Annotated in this window: 15 protein-coding genes and 1 pseudogene; 9 read left to right on the top strand and 7 right to left on the bottom strand. The window is 67.0% G+C overall.

All coding sequences use genetic code 11. The annotated features are described in order from the left end of the window. Positions 1-3: 3 nt before the first annotated feature. From H7K34_RS22645 to H7K34_RS22635, 3 genes are all read left to right on the top strand, one after another. Positions 4-810 carry a TrmB family transcriptional regulator gene (locus H7K34_RS22645; protein ID WP_264064240.1) on the top strand — a complete coding sequence of 269 codons (807 nt, stop codon included), beginning with the start codon at positions 4-6 and terminating at the stop codon, positions 808-810. Between the two features lie 79 nt (positions 811-889). Then, a complete protein-coding gene (locus tag H7K34_RS22640) occupies positions 890-1,465 on the top strand; it encodes a TetR/AcrR family transcriptional regulator (RefSeq protein WP_264064239.1) in 576 nt (191 codons plus the stop codon). Positions 1,466-1,484: 19 nt separating this feature from the next. After that, positions 1,485-3,728: a molybdopterin-dependent oxidoreductase gene (locus H7K34_RS22635; protein WP_264064238.1), complete on the top strand. Its 2,244-nt coding sequence runs from the start codon at positions 1,485-1,487 to the stop codon at positions 3,726-3,728. Here the strand turns inward: H7K34_RS22635 and H7K34_RS22630 are convergent. Continuing rightward, positions 3,712-5,694: a M13 family metallopeptidase gene (locus H7K34_RS22630; RefSeq protein ID WP_264064237.1), complete on the bottom strand. Its 1,983-nt coding sequence runs from the start codon at positions 5,692-5,694 to the stop codon at positions 3,712-3,714. The genes H7K34_RS22635 and H7K34_RS22630 overlap by 17 nt on opposite strands. Before the next feature lie 78 nt (positions 5,695-5,772). Between H7K34_RS22630 and H7K34_RS22625 the strand changes: the two genes are divergently transcribed. Continuing rightward, a complete protein-coding gene (locus tag H7K34_RS22625) occupies positions 5,773-6,414 on the top strand; it encodes a hypothetical protein (RefSeq protein ID WP_264064236.1) in 642 nt (213 codons plus the stop codon). Next, the gene (locus tag H7K34_RS22620; protein WP_108922092.1) at positions 6,411-7,100 is read left to right on the top strand and encodes a hypothetical protein; all 690 of its coding nucleotides are present in this window, start codon (positions 6,411-6,413) and stop codon (positions 7,098-7,100) included. Before H7K34_RS22625 ends, H7K34_RS22620 begins: the two co-directional genes overlap by 4 nt. 4 nt (positions 7,101-7,104) lie before the next feature. Here H7K34_RS22620 and H7K34_RS22615 read toward each other — a convergent pair whose 3' ends face one another. After that, positions 7,105-7,614, bottom strand: coding sequence for a helix-turn-helix domain-containing protein (locus H7K34_RS22615; RefSeq protein ID WP_264064235.1), 510 nt, complete (start codon positions 7,612-7,614; stop codon positions 7,105-7,107). Next, positions 7,611-10,640, bottom strand: a complete 3,030-nt coding sequence (locus H7K34_RS22610; RefSeq protein ID WP_264064234.1) for an MMPL family transporter — start codon at positions 10,638-10,640, stop codon at positions 7,611-7,613. Before H7K34_RS22610 ends, H7K34_RS22615 begins: the two co-directional genes overlap by 4 nt. A gap of 231 nt (positions 10,641-10,871) precedes the next feature. Here H7K34_RS22610 and H7K34_RS22605 point away from each other — a divergent pair, with 231 nt between their 5' ends. Further along, the gene (locus H7K34_RS22605) at positions 10,872-11,399 is read left to right on the top strand and encodes a hemophore (protein ID WP_264064233.1); all 528 of its coding nucleotides are present in this window, start codon (positions 10,872-10,874) and stop codon (positions 11,397-11,399) included. A gap of 11 nt (positions 11,400-11,410) precedes the next feature. On the opposite strand, the gene H7K34_RS22600 is transcribed toward H7K34_RS22605, so the two are convergent. Then, entirely contained in the window at positions 11,411-12,625 is a 1,215-nt protein-coding gene (locus H7K34_RS22600; RefSeq protein WP_372510836.1) for a lysylphosphatidylglycerol synthase transmembrane domain-containing protein, read from the bottom strand. Positions 12,626-12,747: 122 nt separating this feature from the next. Between H7K34_RS22600 and H7K34_RS22595 the strand changes: the two genes are divergently transcribed. Further along, a complete protein-coding gene (locus H7K34_RS22595; RefSeq protein WP_264064232.1) occupies positions 12,748-13,893 on the top strand; it encodes an AI-2E family transporter in 1,146 nt (381 codons plus the stop codon). 13 nt (positions 13,894-13,906) lie between these two features. Here the strand turns inward: H7K34_RS22595 and H7K34_RS22590 are convergent, their stop codons facing one another. From H7K34_RS22590 to trmB, 3 genes are read right to left on the bottom strand one after another with little or no spacing between them, the layout of a single operon-like run. Continuing rightward, positions 13,907-16,753, bottom strand: a complete 2,847-nt coding sequence (locus H7K34_RS22590) for an MMPL family transporter (RefSeq protein ID WP_264064231.1) — start codon at positions 16,751-16,753, stop codon at positions 13,907-13,909. A gap of 52 nt (positions 16,754-16,805) precedes the next feature. Continuing rightward, positions 16,806-17,519 carry an NYN domain-containing protein gene (locus H7K34_RS22585; RefSeq protein WP_264064230.1) on the bottom strand — a complete coding sequence of 238 codons (714 nt, stop codon included), beginning with the start codon at positions 17,517-17,519 and terminating at the stop codon, positions 16,806-16,808. A gap of 2 nt (positions 17,520-17,521) precedes the next feature. After that, the gene (trmB, locus tag H7K34_RS22580; protein WP_264064842.1) at positions 17,522-18,340 is read right to left on the bottom strand and encodes a tRNA (guanosine(46)-N7)-methyltransferase TrmB; all 819 of its coding nucleotides are present in this window, start codon (positions 18,338-18,340) and stop codon (positions 17,522-17,524) included. Positions 18,341-18,562: 222 nt separating this feature from the next. Here trmB and H7K34_RS22575 point away from each other — a divergent pair. Together H7K34_RS22575 and H7K34_RS22570 are read left to right on the top strand one after the other, a co-directional pair. Further along, positions 18,563-19,619, top strand: a pseudogene (locus H7K34_RS22575) (hypothetical protein). Continuing rightward, positions 19,616-21,148 carry a hypothetical protein gene (locus H7K34_RS22570; protein ID WP_264064229.1) on the top strand — a complete coding sequence of 511 codons (1,533 nt, stop codon included), beginning with the start codon at positions 19,616-19,618 and terminating at the stop codon, positions 21,146-21,148. The pseudogene H7K34_RS22575 and the gene H7K34_RS22570 overlap by 4 nt, the downstream one beginning before the upstream one ends. Positions 21,149-21,176 lie beyond the last annotated feature (28 nt).

Genomic DNA, 21,176 nt, shown 5'->3' with positions numbered 1-21,176 from the left:
GCAATGTGGGCAGAGCTCGTTGAAGCCGGGCTTGAACCGAAGGAGGCTCAGTTCTACCTGGCCGCGCTCAACATGGACTCGGCAACCATTGCCCAACTCGCCGAGGCGTCGCGGATCGGCCGCACCAACGCGTACGACATCGCCAAACGCCTTGCCCAGCGTGGGTTGATCTCGCTGATCGAAGGCGGCAGCCATCACGATGACCCGAAAGCCAGCGGACGCCCCAGAATCATTGTGCGAGCGGCAGATCCGCAACGCCTGCTGGACGAATGGAGTCAGCGGCGCCGGGTCCTGGAATCGGTGGTGCCACAACTGCGCGCCTTTCATGCCAAGGCCGGCACGGCCCCCCGGATGCGATATCTAGAGGGCGCGACTGGCATCAGGACCGCCTTGTTCGAAACCCTGGACTGGTCTTCGCCGGTGCGCGGTGTGCTGTCGATGCGCGACTTGTTGAGTGTGCCGGGAGTCGAGGCGATGGAGGAGTACATCGCCGGCCGTCGTGCGCGTCAGTTGTGGCTGCATGTGCTGCGCTCACCCGAGAAGGACCTGCCCGGCGGCTGGCCCACCAGCCAGCGCGACTATCGCCGCACCCGGTATGTGCCCGCCGAATACGTCTTCACGATGTCGATGATCATCGGCGATGTGTCGGCGGCGATGATTTCGTCCAAGCGCGAAAACTTTGCTCTGGTGGTCGAGAGCCTCGAGTACGTCGAGATGCAGCGCAACCTGTTCGAGGTTCTTTGGGCCTCTGGTAGTGAAGCCGCGCAAGATCCGCCCGCGCCCGGTTCGCACGGCCGCCGCGACGACTGATCCCGCCAATTTGCTACCGAGAACTTCCGCTAGCAGGCGAATGATGTATAGCATCATACATAGGCTGAGAGGAGCCCCGATGCGAAGTCCCCGCGAGCGGATGGTCATCTCCGCTGCGTTGTTGATCCGGGAACGGGGCGCCCACGCCACCGCGATTTCGGACGTTCTGCAGCACAGCGGTGCGCCGCGCGGGTCGGCCTACCACTACTTCCCCGGCGGGCGAACCCAACTGCTCTGCGAGGCGGTCGACTACGCCGGCGATCACGTCGGTGCCGTCATCGACCGGGTCGGCAGCGGCATTGACCTGCTGGACACGCTGATGGACAAGTATCGGCGCCAATTGCTCGACAGTGACTTCCGGGCCGGCTGCCCGATCGTGGCGGTCTCCGTGGAATCCGGTGACGAGCAGGACCGCGAGCGGATGCTGCCCGTGGTCGAACGGGCGGCAGCGGTGTTCGACCGCTGGATCAGTCAGATAGCGCAGCGCCTGATCTCCGACGGCATACCGGCCGAGCAGGCCCATGAGCTGTCGGTGCTGACGACCTCGGCGCTGGAGGGCGCCATTGTGCTGGCAAGGGTGCGGCGCGACGTGGCGCCGCTGGATCTCATTCACCGTCAGCTGCGCAACTTGCTGCTGGCTGCGTTAGAAAAGTAATCCGGAAGGAAGTCCCGCGATGGCCGCTGAGTGGCAGTCAACCGCATGCATCCTCTGCGAATGCAACTGCGGCATCGTCGTAAACGTCGAAGATCGCACGCTGGCCCGCATCCGCGGCGACAAGAACCATCCGGCGTCGCAGGGCTACACCTGCAACAAGGCGTTGCGACTGGACCACTACCAGAACAACCGTGCTCGCCTGACCTCGCCAATGCGCCGTCGCGCCGATGGCACGTTCGAGGAAATCGACTGGGACACCGCGATCGTGGAGATTGCGGAGGGTTTCAAGCACATCCGTGACACCTATGGTGGGGACAAGATCTTCTACTATGGCGGCGGCGGGCAGGGCAACCATCTGGGCGGGGCATACAGCGGCGCCTTCCTGAAGGCCCTCGGGTCGAAGTATCGGTCAAATGCGTTGGCACAGGAGAAGACCGGCGAGGCTTGGGTCGACGCGCACCTCTACGGCGGGCACACCCGCGGCGAGTTCGAGCACGCCGAGGTGTCGGTGTTCGTCGGCAAGAACCCGTGGATGTCGCAGAGCTTTCCCCGAGCCCGGGTGGTGCTCAACGACATCGCCAAGGACCCCACGCGATCGATGATCGTCATCGACCCCGTCGTCACCGACACCGCCAAGATGTCCGACTTCCATCTGCGGGTGCGACCGGGCACCGACGCCTGGTGCCTGGCCGCCCTGGCCGCGGTGCTGGTTCAGGAAAGCCTTTGTAACGAAGCATTTCTCGCCGAGCATGCGCACGGTGTCGAGACCGTGCGCGACGCGCTGCGCGACGTCCCGGTCGCTGACTACGCCCAGCGTTGCGGGGTGGATGAAGAGCTGCTGCGGACCGCGGCCCGGCGCATCGGCACCGCCGAGAGTGTATCGGTATTCGAAGATCTCGGAATTCAGCAGGCGCCCAACAGCACGCTGAGTTCCTACCTGAACAAGCTGCTCTGGATTCTCACCGGAAACTTCGGGAAAAAGGGTGGCCAGCACCTGCATTCGTCGGTGGCGCCGTTGTTCAGCACCGTTTCGGGCCGCACCCCCGTCACCGGTGCGCCGATCATCGCCGGCCTGATCCCGTCCAATACCGTGCCCGAGGAAATCCTCACCGATCACCCGGACCGATTCCGGGCGATGATCGTCGAAAGCGGCAATCCCGCGCACTCGCTGGCCGACTCGACGGCGTGCCGGGCGGCGTTTGAATCCCTGGAACTGATGGTGGTCGTCGATGTCGCGATGACCGAGACCGCACGACTGGCTCACTACGTGTTGCCCGCGGCATCGCAATACGAGAAGACCGAAGCCACATTCTTCAATTTCGAGTTCCCGCACAACGGCTTTCACCTGCGCCGACCGCTGCTCAAACCGCTGGCGGGAACGCTGCCCGAACCGGAGATCTGGGCTCGGCTGGTGCGGGCGCTCGGCGTCCTGGACGACGCGGAGCTACGGCCGCTGCACGAAGCCGCCCAACAGGGCCGCGAGGCTTACGCCGAGGCGTTCCTCACCGCCGTCGCGGGCAATCCGACGATGGCGCGCCGGGTTCCGTACGTGCTCTACGAAACACTCGGGCCGACGCTGCCCGACGGCATGGCCGGGGCGGCCGCGGTGTGGGGGTTGGCCCAGAAGACCGCGATGACCTATCCCGACGCCGTGCGGCGGGCTGGACATACCGACGGCAACGCACTGTTCGACGCCATCATGAACAGCCCGTCGGGCGTCGTCTTCACCGCGCACAACTACGAGGACGACTTCGCGCTGATCAGCCATTCCGATCACAAGATCGCCCTCGAAATCCCGGAAATGCTAGACGATTTGCGGGCGCTCGCCGCCACGCCGCCGCAACTGACCACGTCGGAATTGCCGATCGTGCTCTCGGTGGGCGAGCGGCGCGCATACACCGCCAACGACATATTCCGTGACCCGTCCTGGCGTAAACGCGACACCGATGGAGCCCTTCGCGTCAGCGTCGAAGATGCGCAGAACCTCGGACTCGTTGACGGCGCTCGGGCTCGCATCACCACCGCGGCCGGCAGCGCCGAGGCGACCGTCGAGATCACCGAGACGATGCTTCCCGGACATGCGGCCCTGCCCAACGGTTTTGGGCTCGACTACGTCGACCAGGATGGGCGAACGGTCATTCCCGGCGTCGCACCCAACGCGCTGACGTCAACCGGGTGGCGCGACTCCTACGCCGGAACGCCCTGGCACAAGCACGTACCGGCCCGCATCGAGGCGTTGGCCGGGGTCAGTTCCAGATCCTGACCCGGCGCTGCGGCGCCAGGAACAACGCGTCGTCCTCGGCCACGTCGAAGGCTTGGTAAAAGGCGTCCAGGTTGCGGATCACGCCGTTGCACCGGAACTCCGGCGGCGAGTGCGGATCCACTGCTAGTCGCCGGATCGCTTCTGCCTCACGGGATTTAGTGCGCCAAACTTGGGCCCAGCCGTAGAGTACCCGTTGCACGCCGGTCAGGCCGTCGATCACCGGGGCAGGCTCGCCGCCCAGCGACAGCTGATAGGCCAGCAGCGCGATAGACAGCCCACCCAGATCGCCGATGTTCTCACCGACGGTGAAGGCGCCGTTGACGTGGTGGTTGTCGCCGAGCTCGCGGGGGATGTACGCCTCGTACTGCTCGATCAACGCCTTGGTGCGGGCGCCGAACTCGCTGCGGTCGTCGTCGGTCCACCAGTCGACCAGATTGCCGTCGCCGTCGTACTTGGCGCCCTGATCGTCGAAGCCGTGCCCGATCTCGTGTCCGATCACCGCCCCGATGCCGCCGTAGTTGGCGGCATCGTCGGCCTGGGCATCGAAGAACGGCGGCTGCAAAATGGCTGCGGGGAAGACGATCTCGTTCATCCCCGGGTTGTAGTACGCGTTAACGGTCTGTGGTGTCATGAACCACTCGTCACGGTCCACCGGTCCACCCAGCTTGGCCAGCTCACGGTCGTGATTGACGGCGTACCCCCGCAGGTAGTTGCCGTACAGGTCGGCGCGGTCGATCACCAGCGACGAATAGTCCCGCCACTTCGCCGGGTAGCCGACCTTTGCGGTGAACTTACGCAGCTTGGTCAGCGCGCGCTCGCGGGTCTGCGGCGTCATCCAGTCCAGGTCGCTGATGCTGACCCGGTAGGCCTCTTGCAGGTTGTCCACCAGCGTGTCGATGCGGGCCTTGGCATCCGGCGGGAAATGCCGCTTGACGTATAGCTTTCCGACGGAGTCACCCATCAGGGTCTCCACCAGCGAAACGCCGCGCTTCCAGCGGTCGCGGATCTGCTCGGTCCCGGTCAGCAGACGGCCGTAGAAGTCGAAGTCCGCGGCGACCAGAGCATCGGTCAGCCACGAGGCGCGGGCACGGATCAACCGCCAGCGCGCCCAGCACTTCCAGTCGTCGAGGTCTTCGCAGTCCCACAGCGCCGCGAAGGCGGTCAGATAATCAGGTTGGCGCACAACGATTTCCGCAACAGCGTCGGCAGTGCTGCCCAGCGCGGTGACCCAGCCGGTCCAGTCGAAACCCGCACCTTCGGCCTGCAGCGCCGCGAAGGTACGCAGGTTGTAGGTCAGATCGGCGTCGCGGCGTTTGACTACATCCCAGTGCGCGGCAGCAAGTTTGGTCTCCAGCGCCACGATCCTGGCCGCGGTCTCGGCATGGTCTTTCGCGTCCCCGCCGTACACCAGGTGAAACATCCGCGCGATGTGTCCGGGGTAAGCCGCGAGGACCGCGGCGTGCTGTTCGTCGCGGTAGTACGACTCGTCGGGCAACCCGATGCCGGACTGGTTGACGTGCACCAGGTAGCGGGTCGAATTCTTGGCGTCGGTGTCCACGTAGACGCCGACGCCGCCGCCCACCCCGGTGCGCTGCAACGCACCGACGACAGCGGCCAGGGCCGCGGCATCGACGGCGTTGTCGATGGTGGCCAGTTCGTCGTGCAGCGGTTGGGTGCCCCGGCGCTCGACGGTGTCCTCGTCGAGGAAGCTGGCGTACAGGTCGCCGATGCGTTGTGCGTCACCGTGGGCGGCGCCGCTTTCGCTCGCTTCGATGATCAGGTCGCGGACCTGCTCCTCGGCCTGGTCGAACAGGGTGCGGAAGGCGCCGTCGGTGGCCCGGTCCGGGGGAATCTGGTAGTCGGCCAGCCAGCGGCCGTTCACATAACCGAACAGGTCGTCCTGGGGACGGGCATTTTCGTCGATGTGGCTCAGGTCGAGGCCGGAGCGGGTGGCCGCATACGTCACCCTGCCATCCTTACCATCTTCCGCGTGCCGGGCGCCTGCTGCGCCGACCCCGAGCGGCGGCGGGGTAACCTCGCGCCCATGCCTGAGGCCGAACAGACCGAACCGGCGGCCGACGAAGACACGCAGGATGCCGAGGCCAGCGCGCCGGAGGCCGACGAGGCGCAGGATGCGGGTCTTTCCCCGTACGGCGTCGCCTCGGCAGTTCTCGGCGTGCTGTCGGTCGCCGCGGTCGTGCTCGTCGCGATCATCTGGTCCGACCACCGCGACGAGTCAGCCGAACGCAGCTACCTGAGTCGCGTCATGCAGACCGCGGCCGACTGGACCGGCGTGCTGATCAATATGAACAGCACCAACATCGACGCCAGCCTGCAGCACTTGCATGACGGGACCGTCGGCGAGCTCAACACCGACTTCGACGCGACGGTGCAGCCCTACCGCCAGGTGGTCGAGAAGCTGCAGTCGCAAAGCAGTGGGCGTCTCGAGTCGGTGGCGATCGAGTCGCTGCGCCACGACCTGGACACCCAGCCCGGTCTCGCGCGGCCGGTCGTTACCACCAAGCTGCCGCCGTTCGCCAGCCGGACGGATTCGGTGATGGTGGTCGCGACGTCGGTCAGCGAGAACGTCGGCGCCAAGCCGCAGACGGTGCACTGGAGCCTGAGCCTCGACGTCTCCAACGTCGACGGCAAGCTGATGATCTCCCACCTGGAGTCGATCCGATGAGAAACCTCTGGCGGCTGCTGGCCTTCGACGTGCTGGCGCCGTTGGCCACGATCGGCGCGCTGCTGATGATCGGCGTCATTACCGGCTGGCCGCTGTGGTGGGTGTCGGCGTGCTCGGTTCTGCTGGTGCTGATCGTGCAGGGGGTAGGAGTCAATTTCTGGCTGCTGCGCCGTGATTCGGTCAGCGTCGGCACCGACGACGAGGCACCGGGTCTGCGCCTGGCCGTCGTGTTCTTATGCACGGCCGCCCTGTCGGCCGCGGTGCTGACCGGATACACGCACTGGACCAGCACCGACCGTGCCTTCAAAAAGGACTCCCGGGACGCGGTCCAGGTCGCCAGCGGGATGGCCGAGGCGATGGCGTCGTTCACCCCGAGTTCCCCGACCAGCTCCATCGACCGGGCAGCGGCGATGATGGTGCCCGAGCGCGCGGACGCGTTCAAGGAGCAGTACCACAAGTCCAGCGTCGACCTCGGGCAGCGCAATGTCACGGCGCAGGCCTCGACACTGGCGGCCGGTGTCGAGGCGATCGGACCCACGGCGGCCAGTGTTGCGGTCATCCTGCGGGTAACCCAGAACACTCCCGGTCAGCCGCCGAGTCGGGCGGCGCCGGCGTTGCGGGTGGCACTGGTCAAGCGGGGCAGCGACTGGCTGGTCAACGACGTGCTGCCGATCAACGCCCGCTGACGAATCAGATTGAGTCGGACGTGGGTGGTGACTTCACCTTCACGAACCGGTCCGAGAGCCGGCGTATCCGGATCATCAGCGAGGCCGACGGGCTGACGCTGCCGTCGAGGTAGCTGGCCAGGTCGCCGGCCGCCACCCCGATGCGGGCCGCGAATTCCTGCTGGGCCAAGCCGGAGCGCTCGATCAGCAGCCGCACGTGGCGGGCCACCTCGGTGCGTTCGTTTGCCTCCAGGTGGGTGCGGGCGCGCTCCAGCACCTCCCACAGTGCCTTGGAGATGCCGTAGGGGCGGGTGCCCTCGAGGACTTCCTCCACCTGGCGGGCGGTGCGTCCGAACGGGTCGCGTTTCAGCGCGGCGGCAATCCGCTTCCAGGTGTCGATGTCGCCGCCCTGCAGCGCCGAGCGGACGGCGGAGGTCGGCCAGAACTCCACCGGCTGGTCGAGATCATGAGGACGAGGTTCCGCGGCGGGCTGCTCGGGCGGCGGCACGCGTCGTCGGTCGGCTGCCAACGTCACCTCGCCTCCTCTAGCATTGCGACGGCCACCGACAGGCAGCGCTGCCTGACCTCATCCCAGTCTGCCTTGGCCTCTGGTTCTGACCAATGATCGTCAGGCAAATCCGAAGGATGCGGATCCGCGAGTTGACGGACCAACTCCGACGCGATCCATTGCTGTCTGGGCGGTTGACAACAGTAATACCTGTCCATTCCGGCCAGCACCACTGCCGCTGTTTCGGGTTCTAATGTGTCGACCATGTCAGCAAATTCGGCATAATCGCGGCTGCTGTTACGGCACATGATCAGGTAGCCCTTTAGGCGCAATGTCTCGGCACCGGTCGGGACCTGCAGCCGATCGCCGGTAGGCAATTGCACGTGGGTGGTTTCCACCGGGCTGCGACGTGCGAATTGCGGCGGGTTGGCCGATTTGGCGCCGGCCTCGAGTGCGTCGATGGCAACCGACAAACGCCCACGCCACAGCGTGACCGGATGCACCGGCCGGTCGCCCCACGGCATGGCTCGGGTGATGCTATTGCGCGACGCCAGGCCGTCGACCAACTTCTTGGCCCCCGACTGGGTACGCGGGTGGCCGTTGGTTCCGCTTTTCGGCCCGCCGGCGCCCACCGCGATGCTGACAGCGTCCTCGCTGATGTTGACCTGATGCGGAATCTGTCCGGGCCCCTGGCCGCGGGGTTCCTCGGTGTCCTTGCAGTTGCGCCCACAGCCGGTGAAGGCCAGCGGATCGGCCACGGTGATGGCGTCGGGTGCCAGGTGCTTGAGCTTCGCGGCCGACTTGAGCATCATCCGCAGGTCCGCGCTGGGCGCGGTCAGCGCCGAGATGTCGTCGGGGATGACGACGACATCGCCGAGGTCGACCTCGGGCAGCGGCCTGTCGAAGTCGACCGACGGCAGCACCCTGCGCAGCCATCCCGGCAGCCACCAGTTCCACTGCGCGAACATCGCCATCAGCGCCGGCACCAGCACCAGCCGCACCACAGTGGCGTCGACCGCGATCGCCACGGCGCACGCCACCCCGATTTCGGCGACCAGCGGCATGCCGGCGAACGCGAAGCCGATGAACACCGCGATCATGATCAGCGCGGCGCTGGTGATCGTTCGGGCGCTGGTGCTCACGCCGTAGGCCACCGCGTCGCGGGTGTTCCCGGTGTGTAGGAAGCGTTCCCGGATGCGGGTGAGCAGGAAGATCTCGTAGTCCATCGACAACCCGAACGTCATCGCCAGCACCAGCGGCGGAACGGTGCTATCGATCGACGTGATGTGGGCGAAGCCGAGATCCCGCAACCACCCCCACTGGAACACCATCACCAGGCTTCCGTAGGCGGCCGCGACCGAGAGCAGTGTCATCAGCACGCCCTTGAACGCCAAGAACACCGAGTGGATCGAGAGCAACAGCATCACGAACGCGATCGCCGCGACGAAGAGCAACACCAGCGGCTCGGTGGCCGACACCCGGTCGTCGAAATCCTTGATCAACGCCGTCGGGCCGCCGACATCGACGCGCGCCGTTCCCTCGCTGGGCACCCTGGGTAGCTGGGCGCGCATCCAGTCGACGGATTGCCGGGCGCCCATGTCCTCGGGATCGACCGACAACACCGCCGACAGCAAAGCGCTGCTGTTGTCGTCGGCGAATTGCGGCGGGGTGACCGAACCGATGTCGGGGGCCTGCGCCATGCGCTGCCGGATAGCGGCCAGCGTCTGGGTGTGCTCGGGCGAGGACGCATTGCCGTCGGGGAAGCTGACCATGACCTGGATCGGACCGAGCGCGCCGGGCCCGAGGGCTTGGGATGCGTCGGCGACGCCGGCGCGGATCTCGTGCGCGGAGTCGAACTGGCGCAGCAAGCTGTTGCCCAACACCATCGATGTCGCGGGTGCGGCCATCACAAGCAATACCGTGGCCGCCGCGATTGACGATATCCACGGCCGGCGCATCACCGATGCGACCCAACGGTTCCAGAACCGGGACTGCGTGCTCTCCGGGCGGCGCGACCAGTGCAGCAGCATCGATCTCTTGGCGGCGGCCCGGCCGAACGTCGCGAGCGCCGCGGGTGTCAAGGTCGTCGATGTCAGCATGGCCACCGCGACGGCCAGAATCGCGCCGGTGGCCATCGATTTCAGCGCCGGGGTGTTGATCAGGTAGATCCCGGTGAGCGAGGCGACGACGGTCATCCCGGACAGCACCACCGCCAGTCCGGAGGTGGCCATCGCGGCGTCTACCGCTTCGCGGTGCTGGCGCCCGGAACGCAGTTCCTCGCGGAACCGCATCAGGGTGAACAGTGAGTAGTCCACCGCGAGCGCGATGCCGAACATCGACACCGTCGAGGTCACGAACACCGACATCGTGGTGAAGGCGGACAAGAAGTAGACCAGGCCCATGGTCACCACGACCGTGCAGACACCGAGGGCCAGCGGTATCGCGGCGGCGGCCAGCGAGCCGAACACCGCGAGCAAGACGATCAGGATAATCGGCAGGTTCCAGCGTTCCGCCTCGGCGATGTCATGTTTGGTGTTTTCCGCGGCGGCGGCACTCAGCGCACCCTGCCCGATGACGTAGAGCCGCACTCGGCCGTTCGCGGTCTGTCCGGACTGGTCGCCCTTGACGCCCACTTTTTGGCGTAACCGCTTGGCGATGTCGCTGGTACCGGCGTTGCGGGAGTCGAGCCGCAGCGTCAGCACATAGGGCCGGTCGGGTTGCGGTGGGCGCTGGGTGGGGTTGGTTTTCTCCGTCACGCCGGGAAATTCGCCGGCGATTTGCCGCAGCTGTGCCACGGCGTCGTTCATGTCCTCATAGCTGGCGTCGGGGCGAGGGGCGGCGACCAGCGCAAGCGAGGAGGCTCCGAGGTCGTGGTACTGATCCTCGAGCTGGTCGTGGACCTTCAACGACTGCGAGCCGGACACTTCGAAACCACCGCCGGTAAGATTCCCGGACTGCGTCATGGCCAGATAGATCGCCGGGACCAACGCCAGCAACCAGCATGCGAAGACCAACAAGCGGTACCTGCGCAGACTGCGGCTGAGGCGCATCATAAACTGCTGGATTTCAGGCTCCCCGAATATCTCGCTTACGCGTGGTGGCGACGATACCGCAGCAGCCTATGCATTAGTTCGGCTTAACGAATTCGTGAGCTGCGCAGACGCCTCTGTTGCCAAGCTGCGGCCAAGTCGTTGCGAACCGGTGACCAAGCGGGATCTCGGTCACCCAGCTGGCAAGGCACCGGCCCGGATGGCAGGATGTCGCTGGGCCGAGCCGGGGGGGACATGAAGAAACTATTTGCGACCAGACGACACAAGCTCGTTGCAGGGGTGATCGCCGGCGCAGTGCCCGCCGCGGCCGCTGCACTGATGGCCGGGCCGCCGGCGACGGGCGCCACCGACCCGTGCGCCGCCAGCGAAATCGCCCGCACGATCGGTTCGGTCTCCAAATCGATGGGCGACTACCTGGACTCGCATCCCGAGACCAACCAGACGATGACCTCGATGCTGCAGCAGCAGGCCGGCCCGCAGTCATTCACCGGGTTGAAGACTTACTTCGAGGCCAACCCGAAGGTCGCCGCTGACATGACATCCATCGCGCAGCCGCTGACCAACCTGTCGACGCAGTGCAAGCTGCCGATCAGCATCCCGCAGGTGATGGGCATGATGCAGCAGGCGCCGGGCGCCGGCGGCTTACCCGCGTTGCCCGCCGCGCCGGCCGCTGGCCTGGGGATCCCGCCCGCGAAGACCGCGCCGGTCCCGCCCGCCGGTGGCGCGCTGGGTGGCCCGTCGCGGCAGAACAACGTCGGCTAGCGCCACAATCGCTAGCCGTTGGCGTCGGGCGGCGGTAACGGACCCTGCAGCGCGGCCTCGTCGGCGGCGGGATCGTCCCAGTGCCGCAGCCTGGGCTCGATCACGGGCAGTGGACCGGTTGGCGGGTCGTCGTCGGAGCTGTCCGGCTTTTCGGTCCGGAACACGAAGAAGAACACCACCCAGCCGATAGCGGAGATGAGAAGCCAGCTGATCAGCCGGTAGAGCAGCATCGCCGAGATCGCATTGGGCAACGACATGCCGCTGGATACCAGGCCGGGCACCAGCACCGCTTCGACGACCAACAGCCCGCCGGGCATCAGCGGAATCGTGCCGACGGCGCGTGCGGCCGCGTAGGCCACCGTCAGTCCGGCGATGGATGCGTGGTCGCCGGCGGCGTACGCGGCGAACGCCAGGCAGGCCACGTCAGCGATCCAGTTGAACATCGACCAGCTGAACGCCACCCCGAGGTCGCGCCGGCCCAGGCTGACCGACTCGAGCTGCATCAGAATCTCGCGCCACTTCGCCAGGCCGGTGTCGATGGGCTTGCCGCGCACCGAGTTGAACCGGGACAGGATGCGGGTGCCGATGCCCTCGATCAGCTCCGGCCGAGATGCCACCGTCTGAGAAAGCAGCAGCAATGCGATGAAGCCGCCGAGGGTGAACAACAACGAGAAGGGGTTGTTCTTCGCGCCCAGGAAGAAGGCGCCGCCCAGCCCGAGCAGCGCTAAACCCACGGCCTGCAGTACGCCCGACATCACCAGCTGCCAGGACGCCACCACGGTCGAGGCGCCCCAAATGCGTTGCTGTCGAAGCAGAAACGTCGCCGACAGCACCGGCCCGCCGGGCAGCGTGGTGCTCAGTGAGTTGGCGGCATAGAAGGCGGCCTCCGAGCGCAGTTGCTTCACGTGCACCCCAGCGGACTTCAGCAACGTGCGCTGGATCTGGGCGAAGCTGTGCATCGACGCGGCCGCCGCCGCTACCGCCGCGAGCAACCACCACCAGTTGGCCGCGAACAAGCTCGTCCATGCCTTGGCCAGCTGATCCCAGCCCAGCGCGACCTCGACGCCGAGCACGATCGCGACCACACCCAGGATCGCCCACCGCACCCACCAGTACTTGCCTCGCAACGTCTCGCCACCGCGCGCGGGCGCGGGCAACTCACCCTCGGGGGCGAATGCACCGCCGCCCGGGAAGCGGAGGTTGCGGATCGGCGCGTCGTGCGGCACGTGTTTTAGGGTAACCGCGCAGGTGGCGCGGTAATCGAGGCGCAACTCCGAGCGTGTCGCCGTCGTAACCGGATCGTGCTGACGCAGCCGCTCAGCAGGGCCGCGGCAGATAGGCTGACCGGATGTCGGCAAACACCGAAGACGCCTCGGTCGAACCCCTTGTCCGCAAGATCGCTGCCTGGGCGTGGCGTTTGCTGGTCATCCTGGCCGCGGCGGTCGCCGCGCTTTGGGTGGTGGCCAAGCTCGAGATCATCGTCGTCCCGGTGCTGTTGGCCCTGATGATCAGCGCGCTGCTGGTACCGGTGGTGGACTGGCTGGACCGACGTGGCCTGCCGCGCGGCGGCGCCGTCGCGCTGGTGTTGCTGGGCGGATTCGCGCTGCTGGGCGGCATCCTCACGTTCGTCATCACCCAGTTCGTCGTCGGGTTGCCCGATCTGACCGAGCAGGTCACCCGCAGCATCGACACCACCCGCAGGTGGCTGATCGAGGGGCCGGCGCATCTGCGCAGTGAACAGATCACCAACGCGGGCAATGCCGCGATCCAGGCGCTGCACAACAATCAGTCGAAACTGACCAGCGGCGCATTGTCCACCGCGGCCACCATCACCGAACTGCTCACGGCCGCGGTCCTGGTGCTGTTCACTTTGATTTTCTTCCTCTACGGCGGCCGCAACATCTGGCAGTACGTGACCAAGATCGTCCCGGTCGGCGTCCGCGACCGGGTTCGGGAGGCGGGCCGCGCCGGATACGGATCGCTGATCGCCTACGTCCGGGCCACCTTCCTGGTGGCCTTCACCGACGCGGCTGGGGTCGGTACCGGGCTGGCCATCATGGGCGTGCCGCTCGCGCTGCCCCTGGCCTCGCTGGTGTTTCTTGGCGCCTTCATACCGCTGATCGGTGCGCTGATCTCGGGGTTGGTGGCGGTGGTGGTGGCGCTGCTGGCCAAGGGGATCGTCTACGCGTTGCTGACGCTTGGCTTGCTGATCGTGATCAACCAAATCGAGTCGCATCTGCTGCAGCCGCTGGTGATGGGCCGCGCCGTCTCGATTCATCCGCTCGGGGTGGTGCTGGCCATTTCCACCGGCGGCGGGCTGGCCGGAATTGTCGGCGCCCTGCTGGCGGTCCCGTCGGTAGCGTTTCTCAACAATGCGATACAGGTGCTGCTCGCCCGGGATCCGGAGGCCGAAGCCAAAGAGCTGACCGACGACGCCGAGGATACGGCCATTCTCCAGCTCGAACCGGACCACGCGGAGCGCAAGCCCGACTAGGACGCGAACGGGGTTATAACCGTCCTTCGCGGCGCAGCAGATCCTGCGCGGACAGCCCGCCGCCGGCGCGGCGCCGCGGACGCGGATTCTCGCCGTTATCGCCCTTGCCGCGCGCGTTCATCTTCTCGGTGGCAGCGTCCGAGTCGTTGCCGTCGGGCCGCATCACCGGAAGCGCGGTGGTGGGATCGGCCGGGTCGCCCTTGCTCTCCCGGTTCCCCGGGGCCGGTATCGCCCGCGTCTCACCGGCCGATGGCGGCGGTGCCGGCGGCGTCGGGGGCCGCGCGGTAGTGGCCTCGGAGTTGGGTTGCGCCGAGAAGCGCGTTGTCTTGGCTTCCGTCGGCTGGCTGGGCTGCGACTGTGTGCGGGCGGCGCTCGGGCCCGCAGGCAGCTCGGCGGGAGGCCGGACTTCAGGCTGGGCCGACGGACCTGGACGGTTCGCGCGCGACGGCTCGGGCGGCGAAGCGGGGTGCGTGGGGTCGTGCGGCGCACGCGGTTTCGCGGCGACCAGGCTGGCGGCCACCGGCGGCCGAATCGCCCGGCCGTTGACGGAACTCCGCTTGCGCTCGTCGGGCAGGTCGATCTCGCCCAGGCCGATCTTGTTCTGCAGCCGCCGGGCCCAGCGCGGAGCCCACCAGCAGTCGTCGCCGAGCAGCTTCATCACCGAGGGCACCAGGAACATGCGGACCACGGTCGCGTCCAGCAACAGCGCGGCCATCAGACCGAACGCCAGATACTTCATCAGCACAAGGTCGGAGAACACGAACGAACCGGCGACCACGGCGAGCACCAGCGCGGCGGCCGTGATCAAGCGTCCGGTGGTCGCGGTACCGATCCGGATGGCTTCCGCGGTCGACATGCCGCGTTCGCGTGCCTCGACCATTCGGGACACCAGGAACACCTCGTAGTCGGTGGCCAGGCCGAAACCCACGGCGACGACCAACGCGATCACCACCACCATCAGCGGAGTCGGCGTGAAATTCAGCCAGGTGGAGAAGTGCCCGTCGACGAAGATCAACGTCAGGATGCCCATCGTCGACCCGAGCGTCAGCGCGCTCATCACCGCCGCCTTGACCGGTAGCACCACCGACCCGAACGCCAGGAACATCAACAACATCGTGGCGCTGAGCAACAGCACGAGCATCAGCGGAGCCTTGTCGAACAAACTGTGGATGCTGTCCTGTTCCAGCGCCGGCGTGCCGCCGACCAGCAGGGTCAGGCCCTTCGGTGGGTTGATGGCCCGCAGTTCGCTGATCTTCTTCGCGGCATCGTTCTTGTTGACCAGGCCGTTCTGGATCACGCGCACCGAGTCGTCCTTGGGCTGCGTGGTGCCGTTCGGACCGGCGACGCAGGGGTTGCCGGCGATGGTCGGGCACGGCCGCTCCTCCCACGTCTTGTCGGTGAACCCGGTGATCCCCGAGATCCGGTTGCGGATGTCGGCAACCTGCTGGTCGGTGACCTTGCTGTGGTTGTTGCTCTCGATCACCACGGTCAGCTGCTCGGTCCGGTACCCGGGGAAGAGCTTGTCGAAATGCTCCTGCGCCAGGCGCACGGAGTTTGTGGGCGGCAGGTACTTCTCGCTCATGCCGCCGAACGACAGGTTGCCCAACGGGATGACCAGCAGGATCATGGCGACGGCGATCGGGATGGCGAAGGCCAGCGGCCGTTTCATCACGAAGTTGACGAGCTTGCCCCAGAAACCGGCCTCTACTTCTTCGCGGGTCTTGGTCTTCTGCAACCGGTCGGCGAGCCAGTTGAGGTAGGCCCGCGAATACTTCCAGTTGCGCAGGAACGGCACCCGGAACGCGGTCCGCACGCCCAGCGCGTCGACATGGCGCCCCAGGATGCCCAGGCACGCCGGCAGGAAGGTGATCGACAGCAGGGCAGCAAGGCCCACCGCGGCGAAGATCGCGTAGGTCAGTGAGTGCACGAAGCCCTGCGGCAACACCAGCAGGCTGGCGCTCGAGGCAATGATCAGCACGGCCGAAAACACGATGGTCCGCCCGGCGGTCATCACGGTGCGCCGCACCGCGGCCTCGGTGTCGTAGCCCTCGGCGATCTCTTCCCGGAACCGGCTCACCACGAAAAGTCCGTAGTCGATCGCGATACCCAGACCGACCAGCGAGACCACCGGCTGGGCGAAAAAGTGCACCGGCCCGAACATGGCGACAAGCCGCAAGATGCCCAGCGCGCCCGCGATGCTCAGGCCGCCGACGATGGCCGGCAGGCCGGCCGCGACCGCGCCGCCGAAGACCAAGAAAAGGACCACCGCGACCAACGGCACCGCGAGGACCTCCATGCGGCGCTGGTCGGTGGCGATGGTGCCGGTCAGGGCGTTGGCTATCGGCTCGAGGCCGGCGAGTTGGACGGTACCGCCGTTGAGTTTTTGCAGGTACGGGACGACGTCCTTGTAGTTGTTGAGGATGGTGTCGTCGTCGTCACCCTTCAGCGGGATGCTGACGAAGGTGTGCTTTCGGTCATCGGAGACCATCCCTTTGATGATGGGATTGGTGCTCTCGGGCGCGGCCAGCCAGCCGGCCCAGCCGACGATCTGGTCGGGGTGGTCGTTCTTCAGCTTGTTGAGCTCGCCGACGACTTTCTCTCGCCACGCCTGGTCGTCAACCGTCTGCCCGTTAGGGGCGGTGAGGGTGGCGACGACGTGGCTGGTGCGGTCGCGGCCGTAGGTCTTGTCGCCCAGTATCGAGGCCTTGACGGATTGGCTGCCCTCGTCGTAGAAACCACTCTGCGTGACATGCCTACCCAGGCTCATCCCGAAGATGCCGCCGCCAAGGCACAGAGCCACCATGACCCCGATCACGATGTACCGATAGCGGTACACGGTTCGACCCCACCAGGCGAACACGTAAGCTCCTTACTGGATCACTAACAGCGACCCGCGCATTGGTTTTCCAGTGTCACACACGCGCGGTCAATAGCGCGGACAGCGGCCGGAACGGCTGCAGCCATGCTCCCTGGTCGGGCAGCGAATCCAAACCGATCCGCGGCAACGGCTCCCGGAAAACACCTTCGATGTCCTCCAGGTCGACGAAGTCCAAGGTATCCGACGCTAGCGCCCAACTCGCGTGTTCGCGAAATCCGATTACTTGGACAGGCGTTGCACCACCAACCCCGCTACGTGCGATTTCTTCCAGCGGCTGACGGAACGCTTGACCGTCGGCGGACGCGACAACCAACGCTGCGAGGCCTTCTTGACGCCGCAGCTCGATGTGCCCGAGCATGTCCCGGTCGACATCGCTGTCTTCATCTATTTTCGGCTTGGCAAAAACCGCAAATCCCACGTTACGCAACGCATCCACCCAGGGCCGGACGACGTCGGCGCTGCCCGGGGCGATGTTGGTGAACACGGTGGCCTCGGGTTCGACGACGACGCCCGGGCGACCGGCGCTGACCTCGGCCGTCCGCGTCAGCAGCCACCGACCGAGCGCGTCGAAGCGGGGACGTTCCAGCGCCGTGGGGCGGCGGCCCAGGATCGAGCCCAGACCCATGTCGAGGTTGGGGGCGTCCCAGACCAGCAGCACGCGCCGCGGCGGCGTATCGAGGCCGCCAGGGTCGACGCCGGACGGCACCGTCGCTGAAGCGGTGGCGGTCGCTTCTTCTGTGAGGCTCATGCTCAGCGCCTTCTCCAAATGAACTCGGATACGGAGCTGCCCACTTCTTGGGCTTTCATCTCGTACTTGGTGGTCGGGCGGACTATCGAGATCGGCAGCCGGCTGCCGGGATCGGCGCGACACAGTCGGGGTTCGCCATCGCCGACCTCAGCCATCTGCTCGGCGTAGCCGCTGTGATCCGTCGCCGCATGCAGCACACCACCGGGGAGTAACCGGTCGGCGATCAGGCCAACCGTGCCCGGCTGAAGGAAGCGGCGCTTGTGGTGACGTGCCTTCGGCCACGGGTCCGGAAAGTAGAGACGGAAGCCGGTCAGCGAACCCGGCGCGATCAGATGCTGCAGCACCTCGATCCCGTTGCCGCGGATCAACCGGATGTTTCGCACCTGCTCGCGGTCGATCGCGCACAGCAGCTGGGCCAGGCCCCGCTGGTAAACCTCCACCGCGATCACGTTGATTTCAGGTTCCTCGCGCGCCATTGCCAGCGTCGATATGCCGCTGCCGCAACCGATCTCGAGCACTAGTGGAGCTTCCCGGCCGAACCAGGCGCGGGTGTCCAGCGGTTCGAAGCGGCGCGGAATTTCGGAGCGGCCCACCGTCGGCCACAGCCGCTCCCAGGTCTCCCGCTGGGCGCCGGACAGGTTGGACCGCCTGGAGCGGAAACCCGTGGCGGGCAGATAGCCCCATTCGGCGGCGCCCGAACCCGTTGGCTCCGGTGCTGGCGTCATGACGTCTTCGGTTTCCAGGCCGGCTCCCACCTCCGCCCGTGCATCGGGACATGTCCCGATCCCGGGTTGCGCATGCATTTGTCCATGGTGGCCCATGAACCCCCGTTGTAGCCGCTCCTGGTCCAGATTGATACCCAACAGTTGCCTTCAACTGGTAACAGATAGACGGTGGCTCGCAACTCGAGGACGCAAGTGCCACTATGCGGTAGGGCCGGACCGGCTGGTCCGCAACCGGGCCAGCCGGCGGCGACGACCCCGCATTCGACGGGAGCAACGCCGGCGCGGGGAGCCGGCCGATCGGGATCGAGCAGGCAGGAAATGAAGGTACGGGGGAACCAGGTTTTCGTCGATGAGCTGGCGCGATTTGCTGCTCGATGTGCCGACGCACATGTGAGCGCGATCGCCGAGAAAGCCGCGGCACCGCTGCGGGTGGCGGTACGCGGCCGTCCGGGAGTGGGCCGCGGCACCGTGGTGCGCGCCCTGGCGTACGCCACCACCGCGCCGGCAATCACGGTGCTGCCATCCGCGGGTGGGGCCGACGTCGTCGTTCAGGTGATCGCTGAAGTGGTCAAACCCGAGGACTCCAGGGTGATCGCGACGGCCGGTTGCCCGGTGCTGGCGGTGCTCAACAAGGCCGATCTGCTCGGCTCGCTATCGGGGCGCGCCGGCGACGGGCCGGCCGCGGCCGCGCAGCGCAGGTGCGCGGAACTAAGCAAGCTCACCGGGACGCCGGTCGAACCGATGATCGCTTTGCTGGCCGTCGCGGCGCTGCGGGGACTGGACGGCACGTCGTGGGCGGCGTTGCAGACCTTAGCCGCCCATCCGACTGGCCTGGACGGCTCCTTCGAGGGATTCCTAGCGGCCGATAACCCCGTGCCGACAGACACCCGGCTGCGGCTGCTGGACACCCTGGACCTGTTCGGCACGGCGCTGGGCATTGCCGCGGTCCGCCGGGGTGCGACGCTGGCCGGGGTCCGGGCCCTGCTGCGCCGGATCAGCGGCGTCGACGCGGTGATCGCCACGGTGTCGGCTCTCGGCGCCGAGGTGCGTTACCGGCGGCTGCTTGAGGCCATCACGGAGCTGGAGGCCCTGGCCGTCGGTCGCGCGGGGATCGGCGAGCAGGTCAGCCGGTTCTTGTCCCGCGATGACACGGTGATCGCGCGGATGGCCGCCGCCGTCGACGTGGCCGAGGCGGCAGGGCTGGATGTCGACTCCACCGATCTGGACGACGACGACCCGGCCCGACACTTGTCCCGCGCGTCGCGCTGGCAGCGCTACAGCCGCGGATCAGCGAGCGCCCTGCACCGCGCCTGCGGTGGCGGACATCGCCCGAGGATCGCTGTGGCTGTGGTCGGCCGCGCAGGAGGCACGATGAGCGGCGATTCGGTGGCCCAGGTCGACGAACTGGTGGCGGCGATCGGGCCGCGGCTGGAGTCGCCCCCCATCAGCCGCCGCGACGTCGTGTTAGTGACCGGGCCGTGGATGGCCGGTGTGACCGGGGTGGCCACCGTGCTGGGCGAGCGGCTGCCCGAGCATGAATTCGTCGAGTCGACGGACCTGCAGCCCGGCGAGGCGCCGATGGCGGTGGTGTTCGTCGTCTCCGCGGCCGCCGAACTCACCGAATCCGACTGTGCCCTGCTCGACGCCGCCTCCGAGCACACCGACGTGGTCGTCGGCGTGGTGTCCAAGATCGACGTGCACCGCGCCTGGCAGGACGTGCTCACCGCCGACCGCGACAGGCTGGCCGCACACGCGCCGCGCTACCGCCAGGTGCCCTGGATAGGTACGGCGGCCGCGCCCGACCTGGGCGAGCCGCAGGTCGACGAAGTTGTCGAGGCCGTCTCGGCACAACTCGCCGTTTCCGATGTCGAGCGGCGAAATCGGTTGCGGGCCTGGGAATCCAGGCTCCGTACGGTCGCGCAGCGGTTCGATCGCGACGCGGACAGCGCCGGCCGGCGGGCCCGGGTCGACGCGCTGCGCGAGGAGCGCAGCACCGCCCTGCGTGAGCGCCGGCAATCGAAATCCGAACGCACCATCACGCTGCGCGGCCAGATCCAGCAGGCGCGGGTTGCGCTGTCGCACTCGGCGGTCAACCGATGCTCGTCGGTGCGAAGCGAATTGCAAGAGCAGGCCGCGCGCCTGCCCCGCCGGAGCTTGGCCGGCTTCGAGGCGCACGCGCGTGCCCGGGCCGCCGAAGTCGTCGGCGAGGTGTATGAAGGCACCACCCGGCACCTCGATGGCATTGCGCGCGAGCTCGGCACGCCGATCGACCTACCGCCCGTCGAGCTGCTACCGGCCGTCAACGTCGCGCCCCCGCCGCTGAAATCGCGGCGGCAGGAGACCTGGCTGATGATGCTGTTGGGCGTCGGGTTCGGGGTAGGCGTCGCGCTGACGCTGTCTCGCCTGGTGGCCGGCGTGGACCGGCGGCTGAATCCGGCGGTCGAGATCGCCGGCGCCGCGGCCTGCGTGGCGGTCGGCTTGGCGGTCACCTTCCTGGTGGTGAACCTGCGCGCCCTGCTGCGTGACCGCGGGCTGTTGGATCGTTGGGCGGGCGATCTGACGTCGTCGCTGCGGTCGGTGTCCGAGGAGCTGGTCGCGACGCGCGTGCTGGTTGCCGAGACGCTGCTGACCAGCGGGCTCGTCGTTCGTGACGAGGCGGACCACGCGCAAGTGTCAGATCAGGTGAATGCCATCGACGCCGAACTGCGCGAGCATGCCATCGTGGCGGCACGGGCCACGGCGGTCCGGGACCGGGAAATGCCCATCGTCGCGGCCGCGCTGGACGCGGTGCGTGCAGAACTCGGGGAACCGGGTATACGTCAACCCGATGACCCTGCCGAGAACGCCGACAGGCAGAAAACCCCCAAATCAGCTTCGAGGAGCACCGATGAGAACAATTTCTGACCTTTTAGGAGCTTCTGAATCGTTGTTG

Origin of the sequence: Mycobacterium montefiorense, assembly GCF_025823255.1 — a bacterium.
Taxonomy (GTDB): Bacteria; Actinomycetota; Actinomycetes; order Mycobacteriales; family Mycobacteriaceae; genus Mycobacterium; species Mycobacterium montefiorense.
This window is presented reverse-complemented; position numbering and strand designations above follow the sequence as displayed.

Coding starts and splice junctions, on each gene's coding strand:
- H7K34_RS22645 (WP_264064240.1), top strand. CDS start 4: ATGTGGGCAGAGCTCGTTGAAGCCGGGCTTGAACCGAAGGAGGCTCAG.
- H7K34_RS22640 (WP_264064239.1), top strand. CDS start 890: ATGCGAAGTCCCCGCGAGCGGATGGTCATCTCCGCTGCGTTGTTGATC.
- H7K34_RS22635 (WP_264064238.1), top strand. CDS start 1,485: ATGGCCGCTGAGTGGCAGTCAACCGCATGCATCCTCTGCGAATGCAAC.
- H7K34_RS22625 (WP_264064236.1), top strand. CDS start 5,773: ATGCCTGAGGCCGAACAGACCGAACCGGCGGCCGACGAAGACACGCAG.
- H7K34_RS22620 (WP_108922092.1), top strand. CDS start 6,411: ATGAGAAACCTCTGGCGGCTGCTGGCCTTCGACGTGCTGGCGCCGTTG.
- H7K34_RS22610 (WP_264064234.1), bottom strand. CDS start 10,640: ATGATGCGCCTCAGCCGCAGTCTGCGCAGGTACCGCTTGTTGGTCTTC.
- H7K34_RS22605 (WP_264064233.1), top strand. CDS start 10,872: ATGAAGAAACTATTTGCGACCAGACGACACAAGCTCGTTGCAGGGGTG.
- H7K34_RS22595 (WP_264064232.1), top strand. CDS start 12,748: ATGTCGGCAAACACCGAAGACGCCTCGGTCGAACCCCTTGTCCGCAAG.
- H7K34_RS22585 (WP_264064230.1), bottom strand. CDS start 17,519: ATGAGCCTCACAGAAGAAGCGACCGCCACCGCTTCAGCGACGGTGCCG.
- trmB (WP_264064842.1), bottom strand. CDS start 18,340: ATGGGCCACCATGGACAAATGCATGCGCAACCCGGGATCGGGACATGT.
- H7K34_RS22570 (WP_264064229.1), top strand. CDS start 19,616: ATGAGCGGCGATTCGGTGGCCCAGGTCGACGAACTGGTGGCGGCGATC.